Raw genomic sequence first — 15,165 nt, 5'->3', positions numbered from 1 at the left:
TTCATAATACTCGGCTTCCACGAATAATTTAATGATAATAAACAATAATTCCTGTATATTTTTACACCTTTTTGGTGTCCGGGAATATTAACTGCATTTGGAGTTCAGCGTGTATCTGTCGGTTTGGCAAAGTTGTTTATATGTATTGCAAGATGAATTACCATCTCAGCAATTTAGTATGTGGGTAAGACCACTACAAGCAGAAAGTACCGAAGATACCTTAACGATTTATGCACCAAATCGCTTTGTATTGGATTGGGTTCGAGAAAAATACCTAAATCGCATCAATGAGTTGTTGATCGAAATTTGTGGAAATGAAGCGCCTGAGTTGCGCTTTGATGTTGGTAGTAAGCCGATCATGGGTGGAGTATCTGTAGAAGATAAACAACCTTCTGCCAACGCTGCATCTAGCGGATCGGAACTGGCTCCTTCCGCACCAATCGCTTCATCTAACACCCAAAAAGTAGAGCCTGCACCAAAGTCGGCATATAAGCCAAACATTAAAGAAAACTACACTTTTGATAATTTTGTTGAGGGTAAATCTAACCAACTCGCAAAAGCTGCTGCGACGCAGGTTGCTGATAACCCTGGTTCTGCTTTTAATCCTGTCTTCATTTATGGCGGTACGGGTCTTGGTAAAACACACCTCCTACATGCGGTAGGCAACGGTATCTTAGACAAAAAGCCGGATGCAAAAATCGTTTATATGCATTCTGAACGTTTTGTACAAGATATGGTTAAGGCGTTACAAAATAATGCCATAGAAGAATTCAAACGTTATTACCGTAGTGTTGATGCACTCATGATTGATGATATTCAATTCTTTGCTAATAAAGAGCGCTCACAAGAAGAATTTTTTCATACATTCAACGCATTATTAGAAGGTAATCAACAAATTATCTTAACTTCGGATCGTTATCCAAAAGAAATTGAAGGCGTTGAAGACAGACTGAAATCGCGCTTTGGTTGGGGCTTAACCATTGCCATCGAGCCACCAGAATTAGAAACGCGAGTGGCTATTCTTATGAAAAAGGCTCAGCAAAGTAATATTTCGCTCCCTCACGAAGTGGCATTTTTTATTGCCAAAAAACTGCGTTCAAACGTGCGTGAGTTAGAAGGGGCACTAAACCGTGTGATCGCCAATGCGAACTTTACGGGCCGCCCAATCTCAATTGATTTTGTAAAAGAAGCCTTGCGCGATTTGCTTGCCTTACAAGACAAGTTAGTAACGATAGATAACATTCAACGTACGGTTGCAGAGTACTACCGTATTCGTGTTTCGGATTTATTATCTAAACGTCGTAGTCGATCAGTGGCGAGGCCACGTCAAGTCGCAATGGCTTTATCTAAAGAATTAACCAACCATAGCTTGCCGGAAATCGGCGATGCATTTGGTGGCAGGGACCATACCACGGTCTTACATGCATGTCGTAAAGTGAAGGCACTTCGTGACGAATCTCATGAAGTAAAAGAAGATTATCAAAACCTGATCAGAACATTGTCATCTTAAGGGCTGTTAAGTTATGCAAATTACCATTTCAAGAGAGCAATTTTTAAAGCCACTCATGCAAGTTTCGGGCGCTATCGAAAGAAAGCATACGTTACCGATATTATCTAATGTCTTGCTTGAGATTAAAGATGGCACTTTGGCAATGACGGGGACCGACCTCGAAATAGAGCTGGTCGCGACCGCGCAATTAGAGCAACCTTGTGGTGACGCTAAAGTAACGTTACCCGCTAAAAAGCTACTCGATATTTGTAAAAGCTTGCCCGATGGTAGTGAATTAAAATTGGAAAGCCAAGAGCACCAGTTATTGCTGACCAGTGGTAAAAGCCGCTTTTCATTAACGACACTTGCTGCGGAAGATTTCCCTAATCTTGAGCAGTGGGATGGTGAAATAGAGTTTCAGTGTACTCGCTTAGAGTTACGTAAACTGTTAGAAAGTACGCACTTTTCAATGGCTAACCAAGACGTGCGTTATTATCTAAATGGTATGTCGTTTGAAGTGGATGGCAATGAAATTAAAACGGTTGCCACTGATGGTCACCGCTTGGCTATTGCGCAAAAAACCTTATCGAGCTCCGTGAATACACAACGCCAGTTGATCATTCCACGTAAAGGTGTGCAAGAAATCATGCGTCTGCTTGCAGCTGATGATGAGAATGTGACAATTCAGTTTGGTGCCAACCATGTTCGTTTGATTGATGCTGAATTTACATTTACCAGTAAATTGGTGGATGGCCGCTTCCCAGACTATCGTCGTGTATTGCCACGCGGTGGTGATAAATTGGTTCATGCAAATCGTGAGTGGTTACGCAGTGCATTTCAACGTGTATCCATTTTATCAAATGAAAAGTTTCGTGGTGTACGTCTCAATTTATCAAATGGTGTACTGAAGATCAGTGCTAACAACCCAGAGCAAGAGCAAGCCGAAGAAGTTGTGGAAGTAGGCTATCAGGGAGATGATTTGGAGATAGGCTTTAACGTCTCATATGTTTTAGATGTACTGAATACATTGAGAACTGAAGATGTGCAGTTTACTTTGCTTGATTCGAACAGCAGCGCCTTAATTGAGGGGGTTGGTGATGAAGAGGCAACTTATGTTGTGATGCCAATGCGTTTATAATATGAGCTTGACGCATCTTAGCCTTGGTGATTTTCGAAACATCGAGGCGTTATCTTTTGAACCTAGCCCCGACATCAATATTATCTACGGGGCAAATGGCAGCGGTAAAACCTCTTTACTTGAGGCCATTTATTTTCTCTCCCATGGCAAATCTTTCCGCACCAACAAGCACAAAATTCTGATCCGCCATGAACAGTCTCGTTGTATTGTTCATGCTAAAAAACAAATACATAACTTGTCTATACCGGTTGGTATAAGTAAGGATAATGCGGGAGAAACCAAACTTAAGATTCAGGGTCAATCAAGTCGGAAAATGTCAGAATTGGCTCAACTTATTCCTGTGCAAGTTATTACGCCGGAGAGCTATGAGCTATTTTTTGGTGGACCAAAGGAGCGTAGGAAGTTTCTTGATTTGGGTGTGTTCCACGTGGAACATGCCTTTTTTAACGCTTGGCGTAATTTTAATAAAATCCTTAAACAACGCAACGCGCTACTCAAATCAAGACCATCAAACTACGCTGAGCAGATCAAATATTGGGACAAAGAATATGTTCGTCTTGCTGAAGAAATAAATATACACAGAAAGACTTATATAAGTAGGTTTGAGGCGCTATTTTTTGATAAAATAGTCTGTCAAATACCCATATTTTCTGGGTTAGAATTACGATATGATGCTGGGTGGAAAGATTGTCTAGCATCACAATTAGAGCAACAATTTGAACGCGATGTAAAGCTTGGCTATACAAGTAAAGGGCCTCACAAGGCTGACTTTAGCTTTTATAGTGAAGGGTATGGCGTAGAAAATATTTTGTCTCGTGGCCAACTAAAATTACTTTTATATGCACTCAAAGTAGCGCAGAATAGTTTGATTGAGTCAGAGACAGATAAGCAGTCAATACTGCTTATAGATGACTTACCTTCAGAGTTAGGTGAAGAGACAATGCAGAGTGTTTCTGCTTTATTAGCCCTATGTCAGTCACAACTGTTCATTACGGCTATCACCGCTGAAAGTATTTCTGCTGTTGTGGAACCCATGCAAAGAAGTTGCAGTATGTTCCACGTGAAACATGGCAGCTTAATAACAAAATAATTGGAAGAAACCATGTCTGAAAATTACGATTCGTCCAGTATTAAAGTACTGAAAGGATTGGATGCGGTAAGAAAGCGTCCAGGAATGTATATAGGGGATACTGATGATGGGACAGGTCTACATCATATGGTATTCGAGGTTGTAGATAACTCAATCGACGAAGCGCTGGCTGGCTACTGTGATGATATTTTTGTCACTATCCATACGGACGGGTCAGTATCTGTTCGTGACAATGGTCGAGGAATTCCTACTTCAATTCATGAAGAGGAAGGTGTTTCAGCCGCTGAAGTTATTATGACCGTTCTACACGCGGGTGGTAAGTTTGACGACAACTCCTATAAAGTATCAGGTGGTCTGCACGGTGTAGGTGTATCTGTTGTAAACGCACTTTCTGAAAAACTACAATTAACAATCCGCCGTGAAGGCAAAGTGCATCAACAAAAATACTCCATGGGTGTACCGGATGCACCATTAGAAGTGATTGGTGAGTCAGACACGACTGGTACAGAACTACGTTTCTGGCCAAGTAGCGAAACCTTCTCAGATACAAATTTTCACTACGATATTCTAGCTAAGCGTTTACGCGAACTATCATTTTTGAACTCTGGTGTAAGTATTATTCTTAGCGATGAGCGAGAAGAGAATAAGCAAGACCACTTCAAATATGAAGGTGGTATTCGTGCGTTTGTTGAATATTTAAATCGTAAGAAAACACCAGTTCACCCAAGCGTATTCCACTTTACCTCAGAGCGTGAAGATGGCATTAGTGTTGAAGTCTCTATGCAATGGAACGATGGTTTCCAAGAAAACATCTATTGTTTCACCAACAATATTCCTCAGCGTGATGGTGGTACACACTTAGCCGGTTTCCGTGCTGCGTTAACAAGAACGCTTAATAACTACATGGAAAAAGAAGGCTTTAATAAGAAAGCCAAAACCACCAGTAATGCAACCGGTGATGACGCTCGTGAAGGTCTAACTGCGGTTGTGAGCGTGAAAGTGCCAGACCCTAAATTCTCTTCACAAACGAAAGATAAACTGGTTTCAAGTGAAGTGAAGTCAGCAGTAGAACAGGCTATGGCTGAAAAGCTTGGCGAGTTTCTACTAGAGCATCCAACCGATGCTAAAACGGTAGTCAGCAAAATTATTGATGCGGCCCGTGCGCGTGAAGCGGCTAGAAAGGCCCGTGAAATGACGCGTCGTAAAGGTGCAATGGACTTAGCCGGTCTACCAGGTAAACTTGCCGATTGCCAAGAGCGTGACCCAGCACTTTCTGAACTATATATAGTGGAGGGTGACTCTGCGGGTGGTTCTGCAAAGCAGGGCCGTAACCGTAAGAACCAAGCCATTTTGCCTTTGAAAGGTAAAATCTTAAACGTAGAGAAAGCGCGCTTTGACAAAATGCTTTCTTCTCAGGAAGTGGCAACGCTTATTACCGCATTAGGTTGTGGTATCGGTCGTGATGAATACGACCCTGAAAAGCTACGCTATCACCGCATCATTATCATGACCGATGCAGACGTCGACGGCTCGCACATTCGTACCTTGTTGTTGACTTTCTTCTATCGTCAAATGCCAGAAATCATTGAGCGTGGCTATGTTTATATTGCTCAACCGCCACTGTATAAAGTGAAGAAGGGCAAGCAAGAACAATACATCAAAGATGATGCGGCATTGACTGTATATCTAACGTCGCTCGCGCTAAATGGCGCGGCACTTTACCCAAGCGAAGGTGCTACTGCAATAGAGGGTGAAGCGTTGGAAGAGATAGTTAATGACTATCAAAATACGGTGAAAATCATAGAGCGCTTGAATCGCAAATATCCATCCTCTGTGACTAATCGTTTGATCTATCAGCCTGAACTCACTGAAAGTGACTTAGCGGACCAAGCAAAAGTACAAAGCTGGACCGATGGTTTGATCAAAGACCTAATAGACTGGGATGAAGATGCAACCATTTTTAGCTCAGATGTTAGCTTTGATGATGAGCGCCACATGTATTACCCTGTGGTCAAAATTCGCCAACATGGAGTGGATAAAGCCTATACGCTTGACTATAACTTTATTACTTCAAAAGACTACATTCGCATTGCCCACACAGGCAAGCAGATTAGTAAGCTGTTGGAAAAAGACGGTTATATCCAACGTGGCGAGAAAGTCTTCCCAGTCGACAACTTTGTTGATGGCCTAGAGTGGCTGATTGGAGAGTCAAAACGCGGCTTGTATACACAACGTTATAAAGGGTTGGGAGAAATGAACCCTGACCAGCTTTGGGAAACCACAATGGACCCAGGCGCTCGTCGTATGTTGCGTGTAACCATTGAGGATGCAATCGCTGCGGACCAGCTGTTTGCTACATTAATGGGCGACCAAGTTGAGCCGCGTCGTGAGTTCATTGAAACGAATGCTTTGCGCGTGGTTAACTTAGACGTTTAATACAATGTGGGATCTCAGAATCCTTGCAAAAAATTCTCATACATTTGAAAATTTGTATCAGAATCCTTAAAAATTGGAAGGCTACCTGAACACTCAGGTAGCCTTTTTTATTGGCGTAATGATGACTTATATAATCAGTGATTGTAAGTAAAGAGGTATCGTAGAACGATTAAGAACGTACTGATTGGCAAGAATGTCGAGCTAAAAATTTTACTCAATATGCCTATTTAAGTGTAAGTAAAAACATAAGGAACAGTATGCGTGCAATATTTGGGTTAAGTCTTAATAATTTTATAAACATTAGCTGCTTATTTGGCTGTGCAGTTGCGTATGCAAATGAAGCAAAAGTGTTTTCTGTCGACATTAATGCTCAGTATACAGGCGCTTCGACTATGGTTGTTACAGACTCAGTTGTGAAGGTGTTCTACGAAACATTTGATACAGACTTTAGACATGCAGAGATTTACAGTGCTGCTCTTTTGGATAGTGAGCCGAGACCGCGACTAAAAGAGCTTAATCTTGCCAAAAAATATAACCTAATCGCTCGTCCATCGCTTGTGTCAAACAAGTATTTATACATCGTCGCATCACAGAAATACTGGGGTAAAAATGGCTCGGTATTGCGAGTAAACCTCGAGAGTAACGTCGTCGAGAAAGTGCTCATGCCTAGAGGTGTAAGTGTTGGTTCACTATTGAGATTTAAAGGCCTAACCGATAGTAAAGTATTCGCGACTTATCGAGCAGGGAAAAGTAATATATTTATTGCACACAGTGATGATGGTTTAAACTTTGCTAATGAACAAAGTGTTGCTATAGGCACGATGCCGGATATTTCGGCTTTTGGAAATGGTACTTTGATTTCGGCGTATCAGGCTGGACCGGATTTACGTAACATGAAGGTGTACTTTTCTATCCAAGAAAAAGGGGGGACTACCTCTAAGCCTAAGCGAATTGCAGAACACAAAAATATTCACGATGCGTTTATGCTACGCAGAAGTGATGGCAATGTGGATGTGTACTTTGTCAAACAAGCTGAAAGCGAAGAACGGCTTATCCTATCAAGAAGGTGCATCAATCACACTGGCAGCTTAGGAATTGAAGAGGTGCTGCTCGATAGCAAAAAATACAATGTAGCTAAACCAAGTGCTCAAATGTTCAATCACAATGAGGTCATTGTTTCATTTATTAACCAAACAGGTCCAGCAAGTTCAAGCCTACATTATATGAAACTAGATAGTGAGGCTGCAGCTTGTGGAGTGACCCATAAGTAGAAGGGACGTCTTAGAATACTCTGTGTTCTAAGATGCATGCCGCCTTAGTGATAAGCGCACCTCGTAGCGAAGTTCAATACACTTTGACCGAGAGCCGGTTGTAGCTCGTACCCCATTTTCGCAAAGAAGATAAAGCGAATCGGGGTTACTCCATTAAAAGTGGAGTTTTTAACGGTATTTTTTGCATTTTAACGTTTAAAACGAGGCGCTGCTCGCGGTATACTGAGCACAATTTTCAATCATTAATCCTTGTCAGTGAGTAGATTATTACCACATGTCTCAAGGGCTATACAGATCCTAATTATAACTAAGCCAACTATGCAAAAATATGACGTAAAAACCTTTCAAGGGTTGATCCTGGCTTTACAGGACTATTGGGCACAGCAAGGCTGTGTAATTGCGCAACCTCTAGATATGGAAGTTGGTGCGGGTACATTCCACCCTATGACTTTTCTAAAGTCGATTGGACCAGAGCCAATGTCGAGCGCGTATGTTCAACCTTGTCGCCGTCCAACAGATGGTCGCTACGGTGAAAACCCAAACCGCTTGCAACATTACTACCAGTTTCAAGTGGTTCTTAAACCATCTCCAGATAACATCCAGGAACTTTACTTAGGTTCATTAGCAGCCATGGGCATTGATACGTTGACCCATGAAGTACGCTTCGTTGAAGATAACTGGGAGTCACCTACATTGGGTGCGTGGGGTCTTGGCTGGGAAGTTTGGCTAAATGGCATGGAGGTGACTCAGTTCACCTACTTCCAACAGGTTGGTGGTCTCGAATGTGCGCCAGTAACCGGTGAAATCACTTATGGTCTAGAGCGTCTGGCCATGTATATACAAGGTGTGGACAGCATCTATGACTTAGTTTGGACTGACGGACCTATGGGTAAAGTAACCTATGGTGACGTGTTCCATCAAAATGAAGTTGAGCAGTCAACATACAACTTTGAACACGCTGATGTTGATGCGCTATTTGCACAATTCGATCAGTGTGAAAAAGAAAGTCAAAAGCTAATCGAAGCTGGCTTACCATTACCTGCCTATGAGCAAGTAATGAAGGCATCTCATGCGTTTAACTTATTGGATGCGCGTCACGCAATTTCAGTGACAGAACGCCAGCGTTACATTCTGCGTGTACGTGCGTTATCTAAAGCTTGTGCACAGGCTTACTATGACGCTCGTGAAGCACTTGGTTTCCCGCTTTGTAAGGATTAAGCATGTTGACTGAAAATCTATTAGTAGAAATTGGTACTGAAGAGTTACCACCGAAAGCCTTACGTAAGCTTGCTGAGGCATTTAGTGACAATATGGCAGCTGAGCTTCAGGCACTTGAGCTTAGCTACCAAGCGATTAATTGGTATGCGTCTCCGCGTCGTTTGGGCTTAACTGTCAGTGCACTAGAGACACAGCAACAAGACAAGGTTGTTGAAAAGCGCGGTCCTGCGGTAGCAGCGGCGTTTGACGCAGACGGTAATCCAACGAAAGCCGCTCAAGGTTGGGCTCGAGGCTGTGGCATTGATGTGAACGATGCTCAAACCTTAGAAACAGACAAAGGCGCATGGCTACTGCACCGTGCAACCGTAAAAGGGCAAGAAGCAATTGAGCTGCTTGCTGATGTTATCAATAAAGCCTTAGCTAAACTACCAATTCCTAAACCGATGCGTTGGGGCGTGAACAAGACGCAGTTTATCCGTCCTGTTCATACGGTAGCCGCGCTATTGGGCGGTACGCAAGTACAAGGTGAAGTACTTGGCAAGCAGATCAGTAATGAGCTGCAAGGCCACCGCTTTCATCATCCAGAGCGTGTCACAGTGAATCACGCAGATGACGTGTTTGATGTACTCAAGGGCGCTTATGTTGTTGCTGACTATCAAACCCGTAAGGACATGATCCGCGCACAAATTGAAGCGGCAGCTGAGGCGGTAAATGCCAAAGTAGCCATGGATGAAGACTTGCTTGAAGAAGTAACTTCATTGGTAGAATGGCCAGTGACTTTAACAGCCTCTTTCGAAGAAGCATTTTTGGATGTGCCGGCTGAAGCGCTGATCTACACCATGAAGGATGACCAAAAGTACTTCCCGCTGTTAGACAACGATGGCAAGCTGATCAACAAGTTCTTGTTTGTGTCGAACATTGAAAGTAAAGACCCAAGCGTGGTTATTTCTGGCAATGAAAAAGTGGTGCGTCCTCGTCTGGCAGATGCGCAATTCTTCTTTGAAACCGATAAAAAGAAAACCCTAGAAAGCCGCTTGACGTCACTGAACTCGGTATTGTTCCAAAAGCAACTGGGTACATTAAAAGACAAGTCGGAGCGTATTTCTGCACTGGCGGGCTTTATCGCTGAGCAGGTTGGTGCTGATAAAGCACTAGCTGAACGCGCTGGCTTGTTAAGCAAGACGGATCTCATGACTGAAATGGTTATGGAGTTTACCGACGTACAGGGTGTAATGGGCATGCATTACGCACGTATTGATGGTGAGGCAGAAGAAGTGGCGCTGGCACAGAATGAACAGTACATGCCACGCTTTGCAGGTGACAGCTTGCCTTCAAATCCAATCAGCTACGCAGTGGCATTGGCTGATAAGTTTGACACTTTGGTAGGCATCTTCGGCATCGGTCAAGCACCAAAAGGGGATAAAGACCCATTTGCGTTACGACGTGCAGCAATTGGTGCATTACGCATCATGGTAGAAAAAGAGCTACCACTCGATATCAATAATATCGTTGCTAAGGCACAGCAGTTGTTTGGTGACAAGCTGAGCAACGGTAATGTGGCTGAAGAAGTACTTGAATTTATGCTAGGCCGTTTCCGTGCTTGGTATCAGGATGAAGGTATCAGTGTCGATGTGATCCAAGCGGTATTGGTGAGACGTCCAACTGCGCCGGTTGATTTTGACCGTCGTGTTAAAGCAGTGAGCCACTTCCGTACACTTGCTGAGGCGGATGCACTGGCTGCGGCAAATAAGCGTGTAAACAACATTCTTGCTAAGAATAATGTGACGAGCGATGCGCAAGTGAACCCAGCGTTACTCACCGAAGCGAGCGAAAAAGTACTGGCTGAACAAGTCGCTGAGCTAAGTGTTGAATTGACCCCGATTTATGAACAGGGTGATTACCAACAAGCACTGACTCGTTTAGCAAGTTTACGTGAAGCGGTAGATGACTTTTTTGATAACGTTATGGTAATGGCGGACGATGAAGCGGTGAAACTAAACCGTCTGGCGCTATTGAGCCAATTAAGCCGTTTATTCTTAAATACGGCGGATATCTCGGTATTGCAAAACTAATCTAAAAAGTAGTTACAAAAAAGCCAGCGTTAGTGCTGGCTTTTTCGTTTAACTCAGTAATAAAGTAAGATTAGTTAGCTAAGAGTAAGCGAGTATTCACTCTATAAACATTAATATCTTGTGCACTAGAATTGGAGTAACTACATGAAAAAGCTCATTACGGCTGTGGCGGCGTTATTTTTATCAGCTTGTTCGAGCCAAATCAAAATACTTGATAGTATCACCACACTACCTTCTACAGGTGAAACGTTCGATCGTACTATGTACTTACGTGGTGATTTTACGCTTTGGGATGCAGAGCCTCATTATATTTTGCAGCAGCAAAGTGAGGGAATATACACAGTTAAAGCCAAGTTTATGACGCCGGGTAAAGTGTATGAATTTAAAATCGCAGACGAACAGTGGAGCCAAGGGTTTAACTGTGGCTACAAAGTGCAAGGGGCGTTGCAGCTCAATCAGCCTCAACTAGCTGACTGTAACACGGTATATAATTACTTTAGCTTTATGCCCAACAAAAAAGGTTGGTATGTCATCACTTTTGACTATAGCGATAGTCGATCACCAAAAGTAATGGTGAGTAGAGCGTAATAAGGAGTCTTGTCATTGAGTCAATTTAGAAAAGTTACCAATGGCAAGCAACACTTTACAGGCCCTTCTTAATTAAATACTGAAAAGGTGCTTGTGCAACCTCTTTTGCAACCAAGGTATGGTCCATAAACTCACAAAAACTGGGAATGTCTCTGGTTGTTGAGGGGTCATCAGCAATGATCAATAGCGTCTCACCGTCATTCATTTTTCTTACCATACCACGGATCATCATGACAGGCTCTGGGCAGCGAAGGCCAATCGCGTCGAGGGTGTGATCAGGGTTTGAAAAGGGCATGATGTAACTCGCTTAACTATTGAATGTAAAATGAGCGTACTATTTTACCCACAGCGACTACACAAATAAACCTATGCCAATAAAAAGGTAAGAAAAAAGGCAAAGCGTATTACCACTTTACCTTTGTCACCAAGTTGAATTTGGTGAGTTGAGCGCGGCGAGCGCCAACTCAGGGGATGATTAATCTACGCGTTCAAATACGGTTGCGATACCCTGACCTAAACCAATACACATGGTTGCAAGGCCGTACTTCGCGCCTTTGTCTTCCATAATATGGATAAGTGAAGTGCTGATACGCGCACCAGAACAGCCCAGTGGATGACCGAGTGCAATCGCACCACCGTTTAGGTTCACTTTTTCATCGGCAACTTCCAACAGACCTAAATCTTTTAGAACTGGCAGAGATTGAGCTGCAAAAGCTTCGTTCAATTCTGCTACATCAATATCTTCAATACCGATACCAGCTTGTTGCAGGGCCTTCTTACTCGCAGGTACTGGACCATAACCCATGATAGATGGATCGCAGCCCGCGACGGCCATTGACTTAATGCGGGCACGAATTGGTAGGCCGAGTTCTTTGGCTTTGCTTTCGCTCATAACCAGCATGGCAGACGCACCATCTGATAGCGCTGAAGATGTACCGGCAGTTACGGTGCCTGAAGCTGGGTTGAATACTGGGCGCAGTTGGCTTAGGCCTTCAACCGTTGTTTCAGGGCGAATAACTTCGTCATGCTCAACTAAAACAGGCACGCCGTTTTCGTCATGACCTTCCATCGGTAAGATTTCTTTGGCGAAACGGCCTTCTACCGTCGCGGCATGGGCACGTTGGTGTGAGCGATAAGCAAACTGATCTTGTTGCTCACGGCTGATACCGTGTAAGGTCGCTAAGTACTCTGCAGTTAAGCCCATTACGCCCGCAGCTTGTGCAATTGAAGTCGACAGGCCAGGGTGAAAGTCTACGCCATGTGTCATTGGCACGTGACCCATATGTTCAACACCGCCAATAAGATATGTGTCACCAGCGCCGGTCATAATTGCGCGCGCTGCATCATGTAGTGCTTGCATAGAAGAACCACATAAACGGTTTACTGTGACCGCTGGGACCGAGTGAGGAATGCCAGCCAGTAACGCGGCGTTACGCGCTACGTTAAAGCCTTGCTCTAGCGTTTGTTGTACACATCCCCAATAAATATCATCGATAGACGCTGGGTCTACACTTGGATTGCGATCTAACAGCCCTTTCATTAAGTGAGCACTTAAATCTTCAGCACGGCGGTGTTTAAACACGCCATTTTTAGAACGCCCCATAGGGGTACGAAGACAATCAACGATTACTGCTTGTTGCATTACAGACATGTTACTGGCCCTCCACAGAATAGAACACTTTACCTTCGCTTGCCCATGCGCGGGTTTGCTCAGATACTTGATAAATCGCGCCTAAGTGAGCGTATTTATCAGCCATCGCGACAAAGTTGGCTAGGCCAATCTGGTCTAAGTAACGGAATGCGCCACCTCTAAATGGTGGGAAACCAATTCCGTAAATGAGTGCCATGTCTGCTTCTTGTGCAGAGGCAACGATACCTTCTTGTAAACAAAGTAGTACTTCGTTCAACATGGGCACCATACAACGTTCAATAATGGTTTGTTTGTCAAACTCGCTATGCGGTTCACAAATAGAGCTCAACAACTCAACAGAAGTTGCGTCTTTGGACTTTTTCAGACGACCTTTGCGATCTGGTGCGTACTGATAGAAGCCAAGCTTGTTCTTTTGGCCATAACGTTCAGCATTGGCAAGTACCGCTACTGGGTCTTTTTCTTGGCGAGCCATACGTTCAGGGAAACCATCGGCCATTACACCGGTACAGTGATTGGCCGTATCAATACCTACAACGTCAAGTAGGTAAGCCGGTCCCATCGGCCAGCCGAATACGTTTTCCATCACTTTATCAATCACAGTGAAGTCAGCGCCCTCTACAACAAGCTTGCTAAAGCCTGCGAAGTAAGGGAAGAGTACGCGGTTAACAAAGAAGCCTGGGCAGTCATTTACAACGATAGGAGATTTGCCTAGCTTTAATGCGTAATCAACCACGGCATTGATGGTCGCGTCAGAAGTTTTCTCGCCACGGATGATCTCTACCAATGGCATTTTTGGCACTGGATTGAAAAAGTGCATGCCACAGAAGTTTTCAGGGTGTTTAAGTGCAGAAGCTAGTTCATCAATACGGATGGTAGAGGTGTTTGAAGTCAGTACCGTACCTTCAGGTAGCTGCGCTTCAAGAGCCGATAGCACCGCTTGTTTTACTTTTGGATTCTCAACAACCGCTTCAACCACAATGTCTGCACTGTTTAAGTCACGATCTTCAAGCGTTGGCTTAATTTTGCCTAGTGTGGAAACCATTTTTTCCATACTCATGTGGCCGCGTTGTACTTTCTTGCCTAAAATCGTTGCCGCTTCATTCATGCCTAAATCAAGCGCTGCTTGATTAATATCTTTCATGATAATTGGCGTGCCTTTGTAGGCTGATTGGTAAGCTATACCACCGCCCATGATGCCAGCACCCAAAACCGCAGCTTGTTTGATTTCAAGCGATGAAGCTTTTGCTTGTTTCTTAGCGACACCTTTGATGTATTGATCCGCAAGGAAAATACCTGTTTGTGCGGCTGCTTCATTAGTTTTAGCTAGTTTTGCAAAGTTTGCGTTCTCGATGGCCATCGCTTCTGCACGCGTACAGTTAGCGGCCGCCTTGATGGTTTTTACAGCCATCAATGGAGCAGGGTAATGACCTTTAGTTTGACCCAGTACCATGCCTTCTGCCATCGCAAAGCTCATACCTTGTTCAGTACGATTCATTTTCAGTGGCTCAAGCTTCACCTGACGCTTGGCACGCCAGTCTAGTTTACCTGCCACGGCTTGTTCCAATACGCTGATGGCTGCATCCAGTAGCTTTTCTGGTGCGACAACACCATCTACTGCACCTACTTTCAATGCATCATCCGGGCGATTTTCTTTACCTGTAGTGATCCACGTCATCGCATTATCAGCGCCGATTAAGCGAGGTAAGCGTACGGTACCACCAAAGCCCGGCATTATACCCAGTTTTACTTCTGGAAGACCGATTTTGGCACTGGTACTTGCTAAACGGAAGTCTGTTGCCAGTAGCCATTCACAGCCACCGCCCAGTGCTAAACCGTGAATTGCTGAAGCTGTTGGAAATGGTAGGTCTTCGATGGCATCAAATACATCGGTTGCATCTTTGATCCAGCCAACAAGTTCTTCTTCTGGGCGTTGGAATGTAGGTAAAAACTCAAAAATGTCGGCACCAATAATAAAGTGGTCTTTATCACTGGTAAATACCATCGCGTCGATATCGCCGCGTTGGCTTAATTCTTGGAATGCTTTTGCGCATTCTTGCAGGGTTTGCTGAGAAAGTTTGTTAACAGAGCCTGAGGCACAAAACTTAAACTCAGCGATCTTGCCTTTGCAAAAATCAACAACAAAGGACTCGCTTTTATATAACATGCTTGTTCTCCCGTGTAATTACACTGGTACGATGAGTTGCTATTTCAC

Annotated in this window: 11 protein-coding genes; 8 read left to right on the top strand and 3 right to left on the bottom strand. The window is 43.9% G+C overall.

Going from position 1 to position 15,165, the window contains the following annotated elements; translation table 11 throughout:
• Positions 1 to 109: 109 nt before the first annotated feature.
• The 8 genes from dnaA to BET10_RS20770 all read left to right on the top strand — a co-directional run bounded on the left by dnaA (position 110) and on the right by BET10_RS20770 (position 11,302).
• On the top strand, positions 110 to 1,510 hold the full coding sequence (gene dnaA / locus BET10_RS20805; protein WP_070988039.1) for a chromosomal replication initiator protein DnaA: 1,401 nt from the start codon (positions 110 to 112) through the stop codon (positions 1,508 to 1,510).
• Positions 1,511 to 1,523: 13 nt separating this feature from the next.
• The gene (gene dnaN / locus BET10_RS20800) at positions 1,524 to 2,627 is read left to right on the top strand and encodes a DNA polymerase III subunit beta (RefSeq protein WP_070988037.1); all 1,104 of its coding nucleotides are present in this window, start codon (positions 1,524 to 1,526) and stop codon (positions 2,625 to 2,627) included.
• A gap of 1 nt (position 2,628) precedes the next feature.
• Positions 2,629 to 3,717, top strand: a complete 1,089-nt coding sequence (recF, locus tag BET10_RS20795) for a DNA replication/repair protein RecF (protein WP_070988035.1) — start codon at positions 2,629 to 2,631, stop codon at positions 3,715 to 3,717.
• Positions 3,718 to 3,729: 12 nt separating this feature from the next.
• The gene (gyrB, locus tag BET10_RS20790) at positions 3,730 to 6,153 is read left to right on the top strand and encodes a DNA topoisomerase (ATP-hydrolyzing) subunit B (RefSeq protein WP_070988033.1); all 2,424 of its coding nucleotides are present in this window, start codon (positions 3,730 to 3,732) and stop codon (positions 6,151 to 6,153) included.
• Between the two features lie 257 nt (positions 6,154 to 6,410).
• Positions 6,411 to 7,424 carry a hypothetical protein gene (locus BET10_RS20785; RefSeq protein WP_070988031.1) on the top strand — a complete coding sequence of 338 codons (1,014 nt, stop codon included), beginning with the start codon at positions 6,411 to 6,413 and terminating at the stop codon, positions 7,422 to 7,424.
• A 318-nt stretch (positions 7,425 to 7,742) separates the two neighbouring features.
• Positions 7,743 to 8,642, top strand: coding sequence for a glycine--tRNA ligase subunit alpha (gene glyQ, locus BET10_RS20780; RefSeq protein ID WP_070988029.1), 900 nt, complete (start codon positions 7,743 to 7,745; stop codon positions 8,640 to 8,642).
• 2 nt (positions 8,643 to 8,644) lie between these two features.
• On the top strand, positions 8,645 to 10,714 hold the full coding sequence (gene glyS / locus BET10_RS20775) for a glycine--tRNA ligase subunit beta (protein ID WP_070988028.1): 2,070 nt from the start codon (positions 8,645 to 8,647) through the stop codon (positions 10,712 to 10,714).
• 144 nt (positions 10,715 to 10,858) lie between these two features.
• Complete coding sequence (locus BET10_RS20770; protein WP_070988026.1) at positions 10,859 to 11,302, top strand: early set domain-containing protein; 444 nt, start codon at positions 10,859 to 10,861, stop codon at positions 11,300 to 11,302.
• A 55-nt stretch (positions 11,303 to 11,357) separates the two neighbouring features.
• Here the strand turns inward: BET10_RS20770 and tusA are convergent, their stop codons facing one another.
• The 3 genes from tusA to fadB all read right to left on the bottom strand — a co-directional run bounded on the left by tusA (position 11,358) and on the right by fadB (position 15,117).
• Positions 11,358 to 11,597 (bottom strand): sulfurtransferase TusA, encoded by a 240-nt coding sequence (gene tusA / locus BET10_RS20765; RefSeq protein ID WP_070988024.1) that lies wholly within the window; start codon positions 11,595 to 11,597, stop codon positions 11,358 to 11,360.
• 180 nt (positions 11,598 to 11,777) lie between these two features.
• The gene (gene fadA, locus BET10_RS20760) at positions 11,778 to 12,944 is read right to left on the bottom strand and encodes an acetyl-CoA C-acyltransferase FadA (RefSeq protein WP_070988121.1); all 1,167 of its coding nucleotides are present in this window, start codon (positions 12,942 to 12,944) and stop codon (positions 11,778 to 11,780) included.
• Positions 12,945 to 12,954: 10 nt separating this feature from the next.
• Complete coding sequence (fadB, locus tag BET10_RS20755) at positions 12,955 to 15,117, bottom strand: fatty acid oxidation complex subunit alpha FadB (RefSeq protein ID WP_070988022.1); 2,163 nt, start codon at positions 15,115 to 15,117, stop codon at positions 12,955 to 12,957.
• Between the last annotated feature and the right edge of the window lie 48 nt (positions 15,118 to 15,165).

Source organism: Pseudoalteromonas amylolytica, from assembly GCF_001854605.1.
In the GTDB taxonomy this organism is placed as follows: domain Bacteria; phylum Pseudomonadota; class Gammaproteobacteria; order Enterobacterales; family Alteromonadaceae; genus Pseudoalteromonas; species Pseudoalteromonas amylolytica.
The sequence above is the reverse complement of the archived record's forward strand: the minus strand, read 5'-3'. Positions and strand labels throughout refer to the sequence as shown.

Excerpts from the sequence above, each read along its gene's own strand:
- dnaN (WP_070988037.1), top strand. The coding sequence starts at position 1,524 with ATGCAAATTACCATTTCAAGAGAGCAATTTTTAAAGCCACTCATGCAA.
- recF (WP_070988035.1), top strand. The coding sequence starts at position 2,629 with ATGAGCTTGACGCATCTTAGCCTTGGTGATTTTCGAAACATCGAGGCG.
- gyrB (WP_070988033.1), top strand. The coding sequence starts at position 3,730 with ATGTCTGAAAATTACGATTCGTCCAGTATTAAAGTACTGAAAGGATTG.
- BET10_RS20785 (WP_070988031.1), top strand. The coding sequence starts at position 6,411 with ATGCGTGCAATATTTGGGTTAAGTCTTAATAATTTTATAAACATTAGC.
- glyQ (WP_070988029.1), top strand. The coding sequence starts at position 7,743 with ATGCAAAAATATGACGTAAAAACCTTTCAAGGGTTGATCCTGGCTTTA.
- glyS (WP_070988028.1), top strand. The coding sequence starts at position 8,645 with ATGTTGACTGAAAATCTATTAGTAGAAATTGGTACTGAAGAGTTACCA.
- BET10_RS20770 (WP_070988026.1), top strand. The coding sequence starts at position 10,859 with ATGAAAAAGCTCATTACGGCTGTGGCGGCGTTATTTTTATCAGCTTGT.
- tusA (WP_070988024.1), bottom strand. The coding sequence starts at position 11,597 with ATGCCCTTTTCAAACCCTGATCACACCCTCGACGCGATTGGCCTTCGC.
- fadA (WP_070988121.1), bottom strand. The coding sequence starts at position 12,944 with ATGCAACAAGCAGTAATCGTTGATTGTCTTCGTACCCCTATGGGGCGT.
- fadB (WP_070988022.1), bottom strand. The coding sequence starts at position 15,117 with ATGTTATATAAAAGCGAGTCCTTTGTTGTTGATTTTTGCAAAGGCAAG.